The sequence below is a fragment of the Patulibacter defluvii genome (genome assembly GCF_034096925.1).
Taxonomy (GTDB): domain Bacteria; phylum Actinomycetota; class Thermoleophilia; order Solirubrobacterales; family Solirubrobacteraceae; genus Patulibacter; species Patulibacter defluvii.
In genome coordinates, this window is the sequence record NZ_JAWZSQ010000015.1 from 17,036 (window position 1) to 34,432 (window position 17,397).

Below are 17,397 nucleotides of genomic sequence, written 5' to 3' on the forward strand. Positions count from 1 at the left end.
GGGCTGGTGCGTCGTCGGCACCAGGGTGCTCGGGTTCATGGCGGCGGCTCCTCGCCGGGGACGGACCGCCGCGGCGGCGGTCGCTGGATGGAGCCCGAGCATCCGCCCGCCGGCGGCCGCGGTCGTCGGGGCTGGCCCCGATCTGCGGTCGCGATCGGGGCTGGCCCCCAGCGGCCGCCGGCGAGGGTCAGGCGGCCTCGTCCGGCACCACCGACCGCGGCACCACCAGCACCGGGCAGTTGGCGCCGTCGAGCACCGGCCGCGAGACGCTGCCCAGCAGCACGTGCCGCAGCGGCCCGTAGTCGCGCGAGCCGACCACCAGCAGGTGCAGCTCCGACGAGCGCTCGACCAGCTCGTCGACCGCCGAGCCGTGGACGGCGATCGCGCGCGGCCGGGCCGCCTCGGGCAGGCTGGCGATCCGCTCGTCGAGCAGCTCCTGGACCTGCCGCTCGACCACCAGCGGGTCGACCGGGACCGGGGCGATCGCGCCCGGCGTCGGCGGCCAGGCGACGATCTCCGCCACGCCGATCACGTCCAGCGAGCGGCCCTGGGCGACCGCCAGCCGGGCGGCCAGCTCGGCCGCCTCGTCGCTGACGCTGGAGCCGTCGTAGCCGACCCCGATCGGGGCGATCGCGCGGGTCGCGTCGCCGGCGTGGCCGTGGTGGCCGTGGCTGCGGGGCGGGATCGCCACCGGGCAGGGCGCGCCGTGGACGATCCCGACGCTCTCGCTGCCCAGCAGCAGCCGGCCGACCGGGCCGTGCTGGGCGGGGCCGACGACGATCAGGTCGGCGTTGCGACCGGAGGCGACGTCGTGGAGCGCGTAGGCGGGCGAGGCGACCGGCAGCGACAGCAGCTCGACGCGGCCGCGCAGCTCCTCCGGCAGCCGCTCGCGCAGCCGCTCCAGCAGCTCCATCCCCTCGCCGTGGAGCGCGTCGTCCAGCTCCTCCTCCTTGCCGCGGCGGCCGAAGCGGGTCGGGGCCGGGGGATAGGCGTGGACCAGCAGCAGCTCGGTGGCGTCGTCGAGCTGGGCCAGCTCGGCCGCCAGCTGGAGCGCGTCGGCGGTGCCGGGACCGCGATCGCAGCCGACGAGGATCTGCTGGAACACGTGGGACTCCTGGGAAGGGGGCGGGTGGAGGACACGAACCTATCGCGTGGCCCGCGGCCCCCCGTGGGGGACGGCGAACGGCGGCCCGGGCGGGGTACGCTGCGGCTCGTGCGCGTCTACTCCGGCATCCAGCCCACCGGTCGCAAGCACCTGGGGAACTACCTGGGGGCGATCCGCCACTACGTCACCGGGCAGGAGCAGGCCGCGGCGGCCGGCGACGAGGCGATCTTCTGCGTCGTCGACCTGCACGCCACGACCGTCGCCTACGACCCGGCCGAGCTGCGCGAGCGGACCTACGACACGGTCGCGATCCTGCTGGCGGCGGGGCTCGATCCCGAGCGCTCGATCCTCTACCGCCAGGGCGACGTGCCCGAGGTCCCCGAGCTGACCTGGCTGCTGACGGCCGTCACCGCCCACGGCGACCTCAACCGGATGCACCAGTTCAAGGAGAAGTCGGCCCAGCAGCGCGAGCTGGTCTCGGCCGGGCTCTTCCTCTACCCGGTGCTGATGGCCGCCGACGTGTTGGCCTTCCGCGCCGATCGGGTACCGGTCGGCGACGACCAGCGACAGCACATCGAGCTGATGCGCGACATCGCGCTCCGCTTCAACGCCCGCTTCGCCGGCGACGGCCAGGAGATCCTGAAGGTCCCGGAGGGCGTCTACCCGACGGTCGCCGCGCGGATCATGGATCTCCAGACCCCCGAGAAGAAGATGTCGACCTCGAGCGGCTCGATCGAGGGCACGCTCTACGTGCTCGACGACGCGAAGGCGACCGAGAAGAAGCTCAAGCGCGCGGTCACCGACTCCGACGACCCGCCGCTGATCCGCCGCGGCGAGGGCAAGGCCGGGGTGGCGAACCTGATCGACATCCTCGCCGCCTCGACCGACCGGACCCCGGACGAGGTCGAGGCGTCGCTGGCCGACGCCCGCGGCTACGGCGACCTCAAGGGCCAGGCGGCCGAGGCGGTCAACGCCCTGCTGGCCCCGATCCGCGAGCGCTACGCGGAGCTGCGCGGCGACGAGGCCGCGATCGAGCGGGCGCTGGCGATCGGGGCCGAGAAGGCCCGCGCGATCGCCCGGCCGGTGGTGGCCGACGTCCGCGAGGCGATGGGCGTGGGACCGCGCGCCTGATCGGGGGCCGATGAGCAGCCAGCCGCGCACGGGGGAGACGGACAGCGAGCGCCACACGCGGCAGATCGCCGAGCTGCTCCAGGAGACGCGGGTCGCCGCGGTCGGGGTGCAGGTGATCACCGGCTTCCTGCTGGCGGTGCCGTTCAGCGCCGACCTCCAGGGCCTCCAGCGCGACACCTACGTCGTGACGCTGCTGGCGGCGATCCTCGGGACCGGGTTCTTCCTCGCCCCGAGCGTGCTCCACCGGGTGCTGCTGCACCACGGCCAGGCGGCGTGGCTGGTGGCGGTCGGCTCGCGGCTGCTGCTGGCCGGGTCGGCGGCGACCTCGATCGCGCTGACCGCGGCGGCGGTGATGGTCGGCGACCGCGTGCTCGACGGCTGGGTGGCGGTCGTTCCGGCGGTCTGGACCGCCGGCTGGCTGGCCGTCCTCTGGCTGCTGCTGCCGCTCGGGCGGCGGCGCCGCCTCGGCGGGTGAAATCGCGCGATTCACCCAGGTGAACTTCGGCGGTGCACGGCCGATTCGGGGGTACAGTCCGGCCTGAGCGCTCGCGGTCGATGGGTCCGTGGGCGTGGACATTTCCACCAAGGGGGGAAACCCGAATGAGGACGTTCAGTCCCTCGGCCGCGCGCCGAGCTCGGCGCCTGGCGGTCTCGGCCGTCGCCGCGCTGAGCGCGACGCTGGCCATGGCCGGGCCGGCCAGCGCCGCGCCGGCGCTCCAGACCTGTACGCCGGAGCAGACCCGCGCCACGCAGCGGCACTGGTTCTTCGGCACCCGCGGTCACATCGACTTCGGCACCACGGGCAACACGGCGACCGCGTCGGTCGGCACCAAGTCCGCCGTCGAGGGCGCGACGGTCGTCACCGACACCAGCGGCGAGCTGCTGTTCTGGTCCAACGGCCAGCAGGTCTACGACCGCAACAGCGACGTGATGCCGAACGGCACCGGCCTGCTCGGCAACGACTCGGCCACGCAGACGGTCGCGGCGTTCCCGGCGATCGGTCATCCGGGCCGCTACTTCGTGGTCACGACCAGCGCCGAGGCGACGGTCAACCACGGCTCCGGTCCCGGCAAGGGCGACCTGACCTATTCGGTGGTCGACATGACCGCCAACGGCGGTCTCGGCGAGGTCACCGCGACCAAGAACGTGGCGCTGGGCGCCGCGGGCACCGCGTCGGAGGCGATCACCGCCGTGCCCAACGACGACGGCACCGGCTTCTGGGTGATCACCAACACCCAGGGCGGTCCCGAGGTGCTGGCCTACGAGTTCGACGAGAACGGCCCCGTCACCGGCACCGCCGTCGTCTCGACGATGCCGGACAACAATTTCAACGGCTTCGGCTCGCTCTCGGTCAGCCCGGACCTCAAGCGGGTCGCGCTGATGAGCGGCAACGTGGCGTCGGGCAGCCAGCCCGCCCGCCTGCGGCTGATGGACTTCGACGCCACCACCGGCGCGCTGACCCAGACCGCCGAGTGGGACACCGCGACGGCCAACGGCAGCAACGGCTACTACGCCGACTTCTCGCCCAGCGGCGACTACCTGTACGCGACCCGGATCTTCGGCGGCGCCTCGCTGCTGCGCTACGACATCAGCGATCCGAGCGACGCGACCGGGATCAAGGCCAGCGAGCAGTTCCTCGGCGCGATCGGCAACGGCGGCGCGGTCCGGCTCGCTCCGGACGGCAAGATGTACGTCGCCAACCGCGGCGCGGCGACGCTGAGCACGATCGACGCGCCGGACGACGCGACCGATCCGCAGCTGCAGCTGAACGGCTACGCCCTGCCTTCGGGCTCGGCCAGCGGCTGGGGCCTGGCCCAGGCCGTCACCGGCTGCGCGCAGCCGCTCGACCCGCCGTCGGTGACGGTGACCGGGCCGACCGACGGCGCCGAGTACTACGCGGGCCAGGACGTGCCGGCGGCGTACACCTGCGAGGGTGCGAACGGCGCGGCGATCACCAGCTGCGAGGCGACGACGCCGAACGGTCAGCCGATCGACACGACCACGCCGGGCACGCACACGTTCACCGTCAAGGCGACCGACGAGCACGGCAAGGTGACGGAGAAGACCGTCACCTACACGGTGCGCAAGTCGAAGGCCGGGATGCGGATCTACCCGTCGATCCTGGCGGTGCTGCCGGCGAAGCCGGGCAAGGGTCTGCTGCCGCTCGTGCCGTTGGCGCGGGTGACGCTGACGTTCGCGGCGCGTCTGACCGACGAGGGCGGCAAGCCGGTCGTGGGTGAGAACGTGACGTTCACCGGTGCCGGTGGTTCGTGCACCGCCAAGACCGATGCGGATGGCGTCGCCAACTGCGGCGACTTCGTCAACGGTCTGGTGTCGCTGCTGTCGCTGGGCTACACGGCCCGCTTCAACGGCAGCGCGACCCAGGATCCGGCGGCCGGTCACGGCTACCTGATCGAGGCCACCGACCTCGGGCTGCGGCTGCTCTAGCCGCCGTCCACTGTGACGTTCCGGTCGCTGGTCGACCGGAACGTCACAAGCGGTGGGGACCGCGCGGCCCGGGCCGGCGCTTCCGCCTAGCGGCGGAGGCCGGCGCGGGCCGCGCGGCCGTAGCGGCCGGCGGGGGAGAGCGCTCGCACCGTCACCGTCGTCCGCCGCGGACGCACCACCCGTCGCGGCGCCCGCAGCCGCGCGACCGTGCGGCCGGCGGGCAGCACGACCACCGTCCGCGCGCCGTCGCCGTAGCGCACCAGCACGGCGTGCCGCAGACCCGAGCCCGCGGCCCGGAAGCGCACCTCCAGCCGGCTGCCCCGGCGCCGCACCCGCAGCTGCCGCGCGACGCCGACCCGCAGCCGCGGCTGCACGAACCGCCCGACCACCCGGGTGTGCTTGACGATCCCGCCCTGGCTGATCTGGGCCTCGATCACGTGCCGTCCGGGGACCAGCGGGTTGGGCCGGAAGCGGACCGTGCCGCGGCGACCGCCGCCGCGCAGCGGCACCGTCCCCCGGGCCGTCCGCTCGACGAACGAGACGCTCTCGTCCGGGACCGCGTCGAGCCGGTAGCGGATCGTGCGGCTGCCCTTGCGCGCCCGCCCGACCGTCGCCCGCAGCTTCGGCGCCCGCGCCGGCACCGAGGCGCGGATCCGGGTCACGGCGGGCGAGCCGGCCCGCGGGACCACCTGCCAGCTGCCGGCGGCCGGATCGCCGAGCACGATCACCCGCGAGCGGGTCGGCTCCGAGGCGCCGGTGGCGATCCGGTCGCCCTCGGCCTCGGGCGCGACCGTCCGGCCGGCCGGATCGATCAGGTCGACCGCCGGCACGCCGCCCTCGCCGCGGAGGTTGATCGTCGCCCGCTTGGCCCCGGCCGGGACCGCGAAGCGGTGCGGGGCACCGGCCTGGCGAGCGCCGGCGATCGTCACGTTCGACAGGTCGCAGCCGCTGTCGAACTCGGGCAGCAGGTCGCCCCACTCGTAGGTGACGCTGCCGGTGGCCAGCTCGACGAAGGGCGGATCCCAGGTCGGCAGCGGGATCGTGCCGCAGCCGCCCATGCCCTTCTGCGAGGCGACGATCTCGGCCAGCTTCACGCACTTGCCCAGGCCGCAGGCCTCGCCGGCCGCCTTGCCCTGGATCCCGCCGCTGCCGACGTAGAGCGACGTCTCGACGCCCAGGTACGCGAACGGCCGGGTCGCCTCGAAGGCGCCGAGCCGGCCCTTGAAGCGAGCGTAGCCCGCGGTCGAGAACTCGAACCCGGCGTGGGCGACGTCGAGCGTCGACAGGATCGACAGGTCGCCGGTCGCGCGCAGCACGAACGGATCGCCGAAGACCGCCGTCAGCGAGCCGTTGAGGTCGACCAGGTAGGTGCCCGAGGTGCCCGCGTGGGACGGCGGCAGCAGGGGGAAGGCCCCGACCCCGGCCCCGCCGCTGAGGCGCAGCGGTCCGAAGCCGATCCCGGCGTCGACCCGGTGGAGGTACACCTGCGGGTAGACCGCGATCCCGGGGAAGGTCGGGAAGTAGCTGGCGCGGATCGACACCAGCTTGCGGCCGGCGACCGCCACCTCGGTCGTCAGCGAGGCGCCGCCGGGCAGGGCGATCGTCGCCCCGCCCTGCCAGCGGTCGCCCTCGGCCCGCCAGCTCAGCCGCAGGTCGCTGATCTCGATCGGCGGCACCACGATGCTCGGCGCCCGCAGGTCGAGGCTCTGCAGGTCGAGCCCGGCGTCGGCGGAGACCCGCAGCGTGGCCTGGCCGGTGATGTCGCCGAAGACGGTCGGCAGCGCCAGCGCCAGCGGGATCCGGACCCCGTCGCCGTCGATCAGCGGCTCGATCGCCCCGACCGCCGGCAGGCCCTTGACGGTGACCTTGAAGGCGTTGCCGTCGAAGTTCAGCAGCCGCTGGCCGTTGCCGGAGCCGAGCTTCTGCCGCAGCCCGCCCTGCCAGAGCACGATCGACCCGCTGGCCGAGGGGATCTCGACCCGGGCGCTGCCGCTGCCGCTGGTGTACAGCTCGCGGTCGCTGGGGTCGAAGACCAGCTGGGTGCTGCCGAGCGGGGTGATCCGCAGGCCGTTGAGGGTCAGCGGGCCCTCGGCGACGGCGACCGTCCGCCCGTCGCGCTTGCCGCTCAGGAAGCAGCCCGACTCGACCGTCAGCGTGACCTTGCCGAAGCGGCGGCTGCGGCAGGAGGAGCTGACCGGCACGTCGGAGCCGGCCCCCGGGGCGGTGGTCGGCAGGCCGGGCAGCGCGCTGCGCCCGAGCCGGCCCAGGAAGTGGCCGCGGATCGGTCCGGCGCCGGCGTCGCTGGTCCGCCAGACGGCGAAGCCGCCGCCGTCGGGCGCGGCCTGGAACGACAGCTCGTGGACGTCGGCGGTGGTGGTGATCCGCTGCTCGGCGCCGAAGCGGCCGTCGCCGGCGGCGCTGCGGCGGACGGAGAGCCCGACGTGACCCTTGACCGCGTCGCGGGTGCCGCCGGGATCGAGGTAGGCCGCGGTGAGCGCGCCACCGCCGCCGGCGATCCGGGCGCTGGCCAGCGTCTGGGGGTGGAGCGGGCCGAGGTCGCCGCCGCCGACCCGCCGCACGCGGTAGACGCCGAGGTCGCTGAACTCGCGGCTGGTGACGTAGAGCGCGCCGCCGGGACCGGCCGCGATCGATGGGTCGTAGCCGCTGAAGCTCTCGGTCGGGCTCCAGCTGGCGGCGTCGTTCGGGTTCGCGGCCCCCGCCGGCAGCCGGCGGACGCCGAAGCGGCCGGGACCGGTGCCGAAGACGGCGGCCAGCCCGCCGTCGGGCAGCGCCGTCAGCTGCGCGTCGGCCCCGCTGACGCCGTCGGCCAGGCGGGCGACGGCGGTGGTGAAGCTGCCGGGCGCGATCGCTTGGAAGTCGATCCCGTCGCCGCGGGGGCCGGACAGGACCCCGATCCGCGGCGCGCTCTCGCTGCCGAAGGCGACGGCCTCGCCGTCGGCGACCAGCCCGGTCGCGGTCGGCGCGCCGCCGCTGAAGCTGGTGCCGCCGTCGTCGGAGACGTAGAGGATCGTCGTCGTGTCGGACTCGCCGCCGCCGGGCAGCGGGTAGCGGGTCGGGTAGCGGGTCGAGACGATCGCCAGCTGCTGGCCGAGGATCACCGGCAGCGCGCCGCGGCTCAGCTCGAGGTTCGCCGACGGGCTGTCGCCGCTGTCGTAGCCCTTCTGCGGGACCAGCAGCCGGGTCGCCGGCGGGTTGTCGCAGCCGCTCGCCGCGCGCGGGATCCGGCAGAAGCCGATCGCGTCCTCGCCGCCGGGGCCGGCGCCGTTGGCCGTCCAGGTGACGTAGGCGGTGCCGGCGCCGTCGACGATCGCGTGCGGGTGATCGCCGCTGGGCGCCAGGGTCAGCGGCGGCGTCGGGGCCGGGGTCGCCGGTGCGGTCGTCCTGATCCGCTTCGTCGGGCCGTCGAAGCCGGGGGTGGTGGCGGTGCGGCGGGCGAGCGCGGGGGTGGGGGCGGCCAGCAGCAGCGCCGCGGTCACGGCGACGGCCGTGCGCAGCGGGGGGCCTGATCGGGGGGTCATGCGGTCCTTCGGACGGGGGCGGACGCGTCGGCCGCGGCCAGCGCGCTGCGGGTGGTTCCGGGGGCGACGGCCAGGTCGAGCAGCCGCTCCAGCTCGGGGCGCCGGTGGTCGACGTCCTCGACGAAGCCGCCGACGGCCAGCGCGGCCGGGACGTCGGCTCCGAGCGCCGGCCAGGGGCGGGCCAGGCAGGCGTTGTCGATCGAGGTCCAGCGGCGCTCGCAGGCGGTCTCGCCGGCGCGGGCGCGGGCGACCGCCTCGAGCACCTCGCCGGCGTCGCGGGGGCCGGCCGGTCCGACCAGCGGCCACGGGTCCTGGTCGACGAAGCGCGCGACCTCGTCCTCGGGCAGCTGGGCCAGCAGCGCGATCCCGCCGGCCGTGGCCCAGACCTCGTCCCGCATCCGCCAGCCGCGGCCCGACGGCACGTGCACGCCGGTGGTCGCGGCCAGCAGCAGCACGCCGCTGCCGGCCAGCAGCAGCACGTAGCCGTTGAGCCCGGTCCGCTCGGTCAGGGTGCGGGCGATCCGGGCGGCGCGATCGCCGACCGCGCGCTGCTCGGCCGAGGCCCCGAGCGCCCGCGCCCGCGGCCCGAGCCGGTAGCCGCGGGCGTCGCGGATCGTCCAGCCGTCGTCGGCCAGCGCGGCGAGCGTGCGCGAGAGGGCGCCCTTGTCGACGTCGAGCCGCCGCGCCAGCTCGCGGACGCCGATCGGCTCGTCCCCGAGGGTCTCCAGCAGGGCCAGCCCCCGCAGCAGCGCACGCGACATGCGGGGCACCGTACGCGCGGGCGCTCGCGCGCGGCAATTCGTTGCCTGCTCGGCAACGCCCGGCCGACGTCGAATCGCCGTCTCGGCGGGGTCGCGCCGACGAAACGGCGACTCGACGGGATCGAGACGTTCGATCGACGGAGCGTCGGCGGCCGGGTGGCGAGACGACGATCCGCCGGGCCGCCGCCACCCGCCGACGCCGTCGCGCCGCGACCGTCGCCGACCGCTCCCGCACCGCGGATCGCGACGACCGCGGCTCCCGTTACGGTTCCCCCGTGCGCGCGACCGCCTACGTCGCGGGTCTCGAGCTCGACCTGGAGGTCTTCAGCGGGCCGTTCGACCTGCTGCTGACCCTGATCCTCAAGGAGGAGGTCGACCTGCTCGAGGTCGACCTGGCCGAGGTCGTGCTGGCCTACCTCGACCACCTGGAGTCGCGCGGCGAGCTGGACCTCGAGGTCGCGACCGAGTTCCTGGTCCTGATCGCGGCGCTGCTGGAGCTGAAGTCGCGGCTGCTGCTCCCGCGCGAGGAGTCCGACGAGCTCGACGACCTGCCGGCCGAGGAGGCCGCCGAGGAGCTGCTCGAGCGGATGCTGCAGGCGCGCCGCTACAAGGCCGCCGCCGAGCACCTGATCGAGCGGCTGGAGCAGGAGGACGGCAAGCGCTTCCGCCAGGCCCCGCTGCCCGCCCACCTGCGCCGCTTCACCGAGGCCGACGCGGTCGCCGTCCACGACCCGCGGCGGCTGGGCAAGGCGCTGGCCGGGCTGCTGCGGATGCCGCCGCAGGTCTCGCTCCACCACGTGACGATCGCGCGCGTGACGCTGCCCGAGCGGCTGTCGCACCTGCGCTCGCTGCTGCGGCGGGGCACCTTCACCTTCAGCGAGGCGGTCGCCGGCGCCGACCGGACGACGGTCGCGGTCACGCTCTGGGCGCTGCTGGAGCTGTACAAGCAGGGCGAGGCGGACTGGCAGCAGACCGAGCCGTTCGCCGAGATCCACGTCGCCGGCGTCGCTCCCGGCGCGGCCCGCTGGTCGGCCGCCGAGCAGCGCGAGGTCGCGTGAGCGGGGACGACGGGCAGAGCGGGCTGGCCTCGACGATCGAGGCGCTGCTCTTCCTCTCCTCCGAGCCGGTCGGGATCGACGACCTGGCCGCGGCCTGCGACGTCTGGGCCGACGACCTGGCGGGCGCGATCGAGGAGCTGCGGGCGGCCTACGCGCCCGGGCGCCGCGGGCTGCTGCTGCGCGAGATCGGCGGCGGCTTCATGCTCTCGACCGCGCCCGAGACGGAGCCCGCCGCGCGCCGGCTGCTGACCGCCCCGCGGACCCCGGCGCTGACCCCGGCTCAGGCCGAGACGCTGGCGATCATCGCCTACCTGCAGCCGGTCAGCCGACCCGAGATCACCCGCATCCGCGGCGTCGCGGCCGACTCGGCCTGCGCGACGCTGGTCGAGCGGGGGATGATCGAGGAGGCCGGCCGCTCGCAGTTCGGCGCGGTCCTCTACCGCACCACCGGGCTGTTCCTGAAGCTGTTCGGGCTCGACGGGATCGGCGACCTGCCCGATCCGGCGTCGTGGGATCCGAGCCCGGAGGAGACCGCCGACCTGCGCGATCGGCTGCTGCGGGCCGGCGACGCCCGCTCCGGCGTCGACCCGACCAGCGGCGACGACCCGGGCGAACGGCCGTCGTTCGACCCCGACGGCGACGACGAGACCGGCCTCTCCGACGGCACCACCGCGCCGCGCCCGCCGGCCGACGCCGCGACCGCCGACGACGGCGACGACGAGGACGAGGACCCGGACGAGCCCGGCGACGCCCCGGCGGCCGGGCCGATCACGGTCGAGTGACGAACCGCCGGCGTCGGTCTGCGACGCTGGCAGCGGGATGCCGGACCGCCACCTCTTCGTCACCCGCGGCGACCTGACCGCGCTGCACTGCGACGGCTGGGTGCTGCCGACCGACCGCGAGGGCAGCGTCACCGCCTCGTGGGTGCCGGTGCTGGAGGATCTCGGCCGCGGCCGCGGCGGGCTCGCCGGCGGCCGCCTCGACGAGGCCGCCCGGGCCGAGCTGGCGACCAGCGGCGCGACCGTCCTGCGGGCCCCCGACGGCGACGGGCCGGGCGTGGTCGCCTGCGACACCGGGGCGCCGCACGGTGACGTCGCCGCCTGCGCCCGCGCGGCGGCGACCGCGATCGAGCAGCTGGAGCGGCTGGTCGCCGGCGGCGACCGCGGGCCGACCTCTCGACTGGAGCTGCCGCGCCCGCGGCCGCTGGTGGCGCTGCCGACGGTCGGGGTCGGGGCCGGCGGTGGCCGCGAGGTCCGCGGCGCGGTCCTCGCCGGTCAGCTCGACGCGGCCCGCGCGGGGCTCGCCGAGCGGCCGGACGGTCCCGACGTGGCGCTGGTCTGCTTCGACCACGAGCACTACGCGGCCGCCCAGCGGGCGCGGCGCGCGGCCGGGGCCGAGCGCGAGTTCGCCGCCCGCCTGGGGCCGGAGCTGGACGCCCGCGTCCGCGAGCTGGCCCGCCACGCCCGCGACGGCCGGCTGGTGCCGTTCGTCGGTGCCGGGGTCAGCATGGGGGCGGGGCTGCCGTCGTGGGTCGGGCTGCTCGACGAGCTGATCGCCCAGGCCGGGATGGAGGCCGACCGCAGCGCCCTCGACCGGCTCGACCTGCGCGACCGGGCGGCGCTGATCCAGACCCGGCTCGGTGCCGGCGAGCTGGAGCGGTTCCTGCTCGGGCGGTTGTCGGCGGCCTCGCGGGTGGCGCTCCAGCACCAGCTGCTGGCCTCGCTGCCGGTGGTCGAGGCGGCCTCGACCAACTGGGACGACCTCTTCGAGCGGGCCTGGCGCGACGCCGGCGCCGGCCGGATCGCCGTTCTGCCGCTCGACGGCCAGGCCGGGGCCGACCACTGGATCGTGAAGCTCCACGGGACGGTCCGCGACGGCCGCCTGCACGGGGTGGTCCTGACCCGCGACGACTACCTGCGGTTCGGCGCCGAGCGCAACGCGCTGGCCGGGATCGTCCAGGCGCTGCTGCTGACCCGCCACATGCTGTTCGTCGGCTTCGGGCTCAGCGACGAGACCTTCCACCGGATCGCCCACGACGTGCGGCTGGTGCTCGACGAGACGGCCCAGGTCCGCGAGCACGACGGGGCTTACGCCACCAGCCTCTCGCCCTCGCGGCACGCGGTCACCGCCGAGCTGTGGCGCGGGCAGCTCGACGTCGTCTCGACCCGGCGGCCGGAGGACGGCGAGGGTCGGGCGGGCACGGCGCCGGCGGCGCGGCGGCTGGAGATCGCCCTCGATGCGCTCGGGATGCTGGCCGTCGACCCGCTCGGGCACCTGCTCGACCCGACCTTCGACGGCGCCCTGACGGTCCGCGAGCGGCGCTTGGCGGGGGCCCTGCGGCGGTTCGCCGACGAGGTCGCGCCGCTGCTGCGGAGCGACGATCCGGAGCACCCGGCCGACCCGGCCGCGGCGGCGGTCGGGCGCTGGCTGGAGCGGATGCGGGCGGGCTGAGCGCGGGCTGCGCGCGGTCTGCGACGATCCGACGCCGATGGCCGTTCCGCTGACCGCCCTGACCGCGTCGGTCGCCACCGCGCTCTCGATCGCGGGCGGCGCGCCGGCGATCGAGCGCGACCAGGCCCACGCGCCGCTCCAGGAGGGCCGCGGGCCGGGCAGCCTCCAGTACCTGCCGGCGGTCGGGCCGGCGACCGGGGCGATCCTCTACGTCCACGGCGGCGGCTGGCGGATCGGGGGCGAGGCGAACGCCCGCCGCTACGGCTGGGACCGCTTCTACCGCGGGGTCCGCTTCCGGCTCGGCGGCCGGGTCGCGCTCGGGGTGGTCGAGGTCGCGGTCGGCCGCGACCAGACGCCCGCGGTCGAGCGCGGCTACCGTCGGCTGCAGCGGCTGGTGGGCCCGGACGTGCCGGTCTGCGTCCACGCCGGCTCGGCCGGGGCGGTGGCGGCGACGACGCTGGTCGCCGAGCGGCGCTCGATCAGCTGCCTGGCGCTCGAGGCTCCCGCGATCGACCTCCGCCGGAGCGAGATCAACCGCGGCGCCAACGCGCTCGTCCAGCGGGTCTACGGCCGCAGCCGCGCACGCCGCTGGGAGCACTCGCCGCTGCGCTGGGCCCGCGACCTCTCGGCCCGGCGGCTGCCGATGCTGCTGACCGGCGCGACCGACGACTTCATCGTCCCCTACGCGAAGATCGAGCGGATGCGGCAGGTGGTGGGAGCCAGCGCCAGCCTCACCACCTACGCCTCGGACCCGGACTTCGGGACCACCGTCTTCGGCCACGTCCAGGTCAGCCCGGACACGGCCAACGTGCTCCGCCAGCGCGAGGTCGACTGGCTGGTGGGGCAGCTCGACGCCGCCGCCGACCGCCGCGCCGGCCGCCCGTCGGCGGCGCCGCGCCTGCGCGACGCGCGCGTGACCACCGCCGGCCGGGTCGACGAGCCCGGCAGCGGCGGCTGAGTCGCCGCTCCAGCGCTCGCGAAACGTTTCATCGACGCCCGGACCTCCGCGCCCGGTGGCCAAACGCCGCCGTTGTGCTTAATATGCCGAACCCCGATCAACTATCGATGTCCGATCGGGTTTCGACAAAAGCGAGAATCCATGCGTTCAAGAACTCTTCCGACCGCGCTGCTGCTGGCGCTCGTCTCCCTGGTCCTGGCGGCCTGCGGCGGCTCGAGCGACAGCACCAGCGACGCGCCGGAGCCCGAGGCGAGCAGCGGTGGCGTCAAGCTCTCGCTGGTCGGTTACGCGGTGCCCAAGGTCGGCTTCGACAAGCTGATCCCGGCCTTCCAGAAGACCGACGCCGGCAAGGGCGTCACCTTCGCGCAGTCCTACGGCGCCTCCGGCGACCAGTCGCGCAAGGTCGAGGCGGGCGCCCCGGCCGACGTCGTCAACTTCTCGGTCGAGCCCGACGTGACCCGGCTGGTCAAGGCCGGCACGGTCGACGAGGACTGGAACGACGAGGCCCACCACAAGGGCCTGGCCTTCGGCTCGGTCGTCACGATCGTCGTCCGCAAGGGCAACCCGAAGGGGATCAAGGACTGGGACGACCTGCTGAAGCCCGGGGTCGAGGTCGTGACCCCGAACCCGTTCAGCTCCGGCTCGGCCAAGTGGAACCTGCTGGCCCCCTACGCGGCCAAGAGCGACGGCGGCAAGGACGACGCGGCCGGCCTGGCCTTCGTCAAGAAGCTGGTCGACGACCACGTCAAGGTCCAGCCGAAGTCCGGTCGCGAGGCCACGGAGACCTTCCTGCAGGGCACCGGCGACGTGCTGCTGAGCTACGAGAACGAGGCGCTCTTCATCGAGGGCGAGGGCGAGGACGTCGAGCACGTCACCCCGCCGACCACGTTCAAGATCGAGAACCCGATCGCGGTCCTCAACAACAGCAAGCATCCGGAGCAGGCGAAGGCCTTCCTCGACTTCAACTTCTCGCCCGAGGGCCAGAAGCTGTGGGCCGAGGCCGGCTTCCGCCCGGTCGACGAGACCGTCGCGAAGGAGTACGCGAGCAAGTTCCCGGCGCCGGACAAGCTCTGGACGATCGACGACCTCGGCGGCTGGAAGACGGTCGACCCGAAGCTGTTCGACCCGGACAACGGCTCGATCGCGAAGATCTACGACGCGGCGACCGGCTGATCGATGGAGTCCTCGACCGTGACCGCCGTCGCAGGAGCGTCGAGACGACGCTTCGGACGGCGCGCGGCCGGCGGCGTCGGGCCCCTCGGGCTCGGCGTCGCCACCCTCTGGCTGAGCCTGATCGTCCTGCTGCCGCTGGCGGCGATCACGGTCAAGGCCTTCGACAACGGCCTCGGCGGGTTCTTCGACGCGATCGACGCGCCCGCCGCCCGCGCGGCGCTGACGGTGACCGTCGGCGTCTCGCTGATCGTGGCGCTCGTCAACGTGGTGCTCGGGACCCTGGTGGCGTGGGTCCTGGTCCGCGACGAGTTCCCCGGCAAGCGGTTCGTCAACGCCCTGATCGACCTGCCGTTCGCGCTGCCGACGATCGTCGCCAGCATCGTGCTGCTGTCGCTCTACGGCCCGTCGAGCCCGTTCGACATCCACCTCAACGCCACCCGCCCGGCGCTGGTGATCGCGCTGCTGTTCGTGACGCTGCCGTTCGTCGTCCGCGCCGTCCAGCCGGTCCTGATCGAGGTCGACCGCGAGGTCGAGGAGGCCGCCGCCTCGCTCGGTGCCAGCAACCTGACGATCTTCCGCCGGATCGTGCTGCCGACGCTGCTGCCGGCGATCCTCAGCGGCGCCGGCCTGGCCTTCACCCGCGCGATCGGCGAGTACGGCTCGGTGGTCCTGATCGGCGGCGGGATCCCGAAGCAGACCGAGGTCGCGTCGCAGTACATCCAGAAGCAGATCGAGGTCGACCGCTTCGTCAACGCGGCCGCGGTCTCGGTCGCGCTGCTGCTGATCGCGTTCGCCGTCCTCTTCACGCTGCGGGTGATCGGCGGCCGCGCGGCCCGCCGCGAGGAGCAGCGGGCATGAGCACCGTCGCGCGCACCGGCGGTCCGGTCGGCCCCACCCGCCGCACGCGGCTGGCGCTGCGGACGATCGCCCTGACCTACCTGGGGATCCTGGTCGCGGTCCCGATCGCGCTGATCCTCTACCGCACCTTCGAGCACGGCTTCAACGCCTTCTGGGAGCAGATCACCACCCCGGCGGCGGTCTCGGCGCTCTCGCTCTCGCTGCTGATCGTGGCGATCGTGGTGCCGCTGAACGTCGTCTTCGGGATCGCGACCGCGCTGGCGCTGGTTCGCGGGCGCTTCCGGGGACGGGGGATCGTGCAGGCGATCGTCGACCTGCCGTTCGCCGTCTCGCCGATCGTGGTCGGCGTCTCGCTGATCCTGCTCTGGGGCGCGAGCGGCTGGTTCGGCTTCGTCGAGGACTCCGGCTTCAAGGTGATCTTCGCCCTGCCCGGGATGGTGCTGGCGACGATCTTCGTGACGCTGCCGTTCGTGGTCCGCGAGGTCGAGCCGGTCCTGCACGAGATCGGCGAGGAGCAGGAGCAGGCCGCGGCCACGCTCGGCGCCTCGCGCTGGCAGACCTTCTGGCGGATCACGCTGCCGGCGATCCGCTGGGGCCTGACCTACGGCGTGGTCCTGACCGTCGCCCGCGCGCTGGGCGAGTTCGGGGCCGTGATCATGGTCTCCTCGGGCGTCTCGGGCGAGTCCCAGACGCTGACGCTGCTGGTCCACTCCCGCTACATCGACGACCACAACACCTTCGGCGCCTACGCCGCATCGACGCTGCTGATGATCCTCGCGGTCGTCACGTTGCTGCTGATGACCGTCCTCGACCGCAAGAGGCACAGCTCATGACCGATCGCTTCGACTCCACCGCGACGACGACGACGGCCGCCGCCGACGGCGCCGTGCCCGACGCGGACACGCTCCACAGCCTGGTCGGGGACCGCTCGGTGGTCGCCGGCGGCTCGCACGCGATCACCGTCAGCGGCCTCGAGAAGCACTACGGGGACTACCACGCCCTGCGCGACATCGAGCTGGCGATCCCGAGCGGGTCGCTGACCGCGCTGCTGGGCCCGTCGGGCTCGGGCAAGTCGACGCTGCTGCGGGCGATCGCCGGGCTCGAGGTGCCCGACGCCGGCGTGGTCCGGATCGGCGACGAGGACGTGACGTTCGTGCCGCCGCAGGCGCGCGAGATCGGCTTCGTGTTCCAGCACTACGCCGCCTTCAAGCACCTGACGGTGCGCGGCAACGTCGGCTTCGGCCCGTCGATCCGCAAGCAGCCGAAGGCGGAGATCGCGCGCCGGGTCGACGAGCTGCTGGAGATCGTCGGCCTGGCCGGGTACCAGGACCGCTATCCGTCCCAGCTCTCCGGCGGCCAGCGGCAGCGGATGGCGCTGGCGCGGGCGCTGGCGGTGCAGCCGAAGGTGCTGCTGCTGGACGAGCCGTTCGGCGCGCTCGACGCCAAGGTCCGCGAGGACCTCCGGCAGTGGCTGCGGCAGCTGCAGGCGGAGACCGGCGTGACGACCGTCCTGGTCACCCACGACCAGGAGGAGGCGCTCGACGTCGCCGACCACATCGCGGTCCTCGCCGAGGGCCGGATCGAGCAGTGGGGGACCCCGCGCGAGGTCTACGACCAGCCGGCGAACGACTTCGTCAAGTCGTTCCTCGGCCCGACCGCGCGGCTCCGCGGCCGGCTGGTGCGGCCCCACGACCTGGTGCTCTCCCACGAGCCGGTCGGCGACGCGGTGCCGGTGACGGTCGAGCGGGTCGTCCACCTGGGCTTCGAGGTCCGGGTCGACCTGAGCGATCCCGAGTTCGGCCCGCTCTCGGCCCAGACCACCCGCGGCGAGGCGGCGCGGCTGGACCTCGCCGTCGGCCAGCGGATCTACGTCCGCACCGGTCAGCCGGCGCTGACGCCGGCGGGCTGAGACAGC

General features: G+C 74.7%; 14 protein-coding genes. 11 read left to right on the top strand and 3 right to left on the bottom strand.

The annotated features are described in order from the left end of the window. Nucleotides 1–187: 187 nt before the first annotated feature. Nucleotides 188–1,105, bottom strand: a complete 918-nt coding sequence (locus SH587_RS15350; RefSeq protein ID WP_320671510.1) for a universal stress protein — start codon at nucleotides 1,103–1,105, stop codon at nucleotides 188–190. Nucleotides 1,106–1,213: 108 nt separating this feature from the next. Between SH587_RS15350 and trpS the strand changes: the two genes are divergently transcribed. From trpS to SH587_RS15365, 3 genes are all read left to right on the top strand, one after another. Further along, nucleotides 1,214–2,236 carry a tryptophan--tRNA ligase gene (gene trpS, locus SH587_RS15355; RefSeq protein WP_320671511.1) on the top strand — a complete coding sequence of 341 codons (1,023 nt, stop codon included), beginning with the start codon at nucleotides 1,214–1,216 and terminating at the stop codon, nucleotides 2,234–2,236. A gap of 10 nt (nucleotides 2,237–2,246) precedes the next feature. Beyond that, complete coding sequence (locus tag SH587_RS15360) at nucleotides 2,247–2,711, top strand: DUF6328 family protein (protein ID WP_320671512.1); 465 nt, start codon at nucleotides 2,247–2,249, stop codon at nucleotides 2,709–2,711. Between the two features lie 125 nt (nucleotides 2,712–2,836). Then, the gene (locus SH587_RS15365; protein ID WP_320671513.1) at nucleotides 2,837–4,684 is read left to right on the top strand and encodes a hypothetical protein; all 1,848 of its coding nucleotides are present in this window, start codon (nucleotides 2,837–2,839) and stop codon (nucleotides 4,682–4,684) included. 86 nt (nucleotides 4,685–4,770) lie between these two features. On the opposite strand, the gene SH587_RS15370 is transcribed toward SH587_RS15365, so the two are convergent. Continuing rightward, nucleotides 4,771–8,223 carry a hypothetical protein gene (locus tag SH587_RS15370; RefSeq protein WP_320671514.1) on the bottom strand — a complete coding sequence of 1,151 codons (3,453 nt, stop codon included), beginning with the start codon at nucleotides 8,221–8,223 and terminating at the stop codon, nucleotides 4,771–4,773. Then, entirely contained in the window at nucleotides 8,220–8,984 is a 765-nt protein-coding gene (locus tag SH587_RS15375) for a helix-turn-helix domain-containing protein (RefSeq protein ID WP_320671515.1), read from the bottom strand. The genes SH587_RS15370 and SH587_RS15375 overlap by 4 nt, the downstream gene beginning before the upstream one ends. Before the next feature lie 275 nt (nucleotides 8,985–9,259). Here SH587_RS15375 and SH587_RS15380 point away from each other — a divergent pair, with 275 nt between their 5' ends. The 8 genes from SH587_RS15380 to SH587_RS15415 all read left to right on the top strand — a co-directional run bounded on the left by SH587_RS15380 (nucleotide 9,260) and on the right by SH587_RS15415 (nucleotide 17,391). Then, a complete protein-coding gene (locus SH587_RS15380) occupies nucleotides 9,260–10,042 on the top strand; it encodes a segregation and condensation protein A (RefSeq protein ID WP_320671516.1) in 783 nt (260 codons plus the stop codon). Then, the gene (scpB, locus tag SH587_RS15385) at nucleotides 10,039–10,824 is read left to right on the top strand and encodes an SMC-Scp complex subunit ScpB (RefSeq protein WP_320671517.1); all 786 of its coding nucleotides are present in this window, start codon (nucleotides 10,039–10,041) and stop codon (nucleotides 10,822–10,824) included. The genes SH587_RS15380 and scpB overlap by 4 nt, the downstream gene beginning before the upstream one ends. Before the next feature lie 37 nt (nucleotides 10,825–10,861). Next, nucleotides 10,862–12,493 (top strand): SIR2 family protein, encoded by a 1,632-nt coding sequence (locus tag SH587_RS15390; RefSeq protein WP_320671518.1) that lies wholly within the window; start codon nucleotides 10,862–10,864, stop codon nucleotides 12,491–12,493. A gap of 37 nt (nucleotides 12,494–12,530) precedes the next feature. Next, complete coding sequence (locus SH587_RS15395; protein WP_320671519.1) at nucleotides 12,531–13,451, top strand: alpha/beta hydrolase family protein; 921 nt, start codon at nucleotides 12,531–12,533, stop codon at nucleotides 13,449–13,451. A gap of 141 nt (nucleotides 13,452–13,592) precedes the next feature. Further along, nucleotides 13,593–14,624 (top strand): sulfate ABC transporter substrate-binding protein, encoded by a 1,032-nt coding sequence (locus tag SH587_RS15400; RefSeq protein ID WP_320671520.1) that lies wholly within the window; start codon nucleotides 13,593–13,595, stop codon nucleotides 14,622–14,624. A gap of 3 nt (nucleotides 14,625–14,627) precedes the next feature. Further along, nucleotides 14,628–15,482: a sulfate ABC transporter permease subunit CysT gene (gene cysT / locus SH587_RS15405; protein ID WP_320671521.1), complete on the top strand. Its 855-nt coding sequence runs from the start codon at nucleotides 14,628–14,630 to the stop codon at nucleotides 15,480–15,482. Beyond that, nucleotides 15,479–16,315 (top strand): sulfate ABC transporter permease subunit CysW, encoded by an 837-nt coding sequence (cysW, locus tag SH587_RS15410; protein WP_320671522.1) that lies wholly within the window; start codon nucleotides 15,479–15,481, stop codon nucleotides 16,313–16,315. The genes cysT and cysW overlap by 4 nt, the downstream gene beginning before the upstream one ends. Beyond that, nucleotides 16,312–17,391, top strand: coding sequence for a sulfate/molybdate ABC transporter ATP-binding protein (locus SH587_RS15415; RefSeq protein WP_320671523.1), 1,080 nt, complete (start codon nucleotides 16,312–16,314; stop codon nucleotides 17,389–17,391). The genes cysW and SH587_RS15415 overlap by 4 nt, the downstream gene beginning before the upstream one ends. Nucleotides 17,392–17,397: the final 6 nt, after the last annotated feature.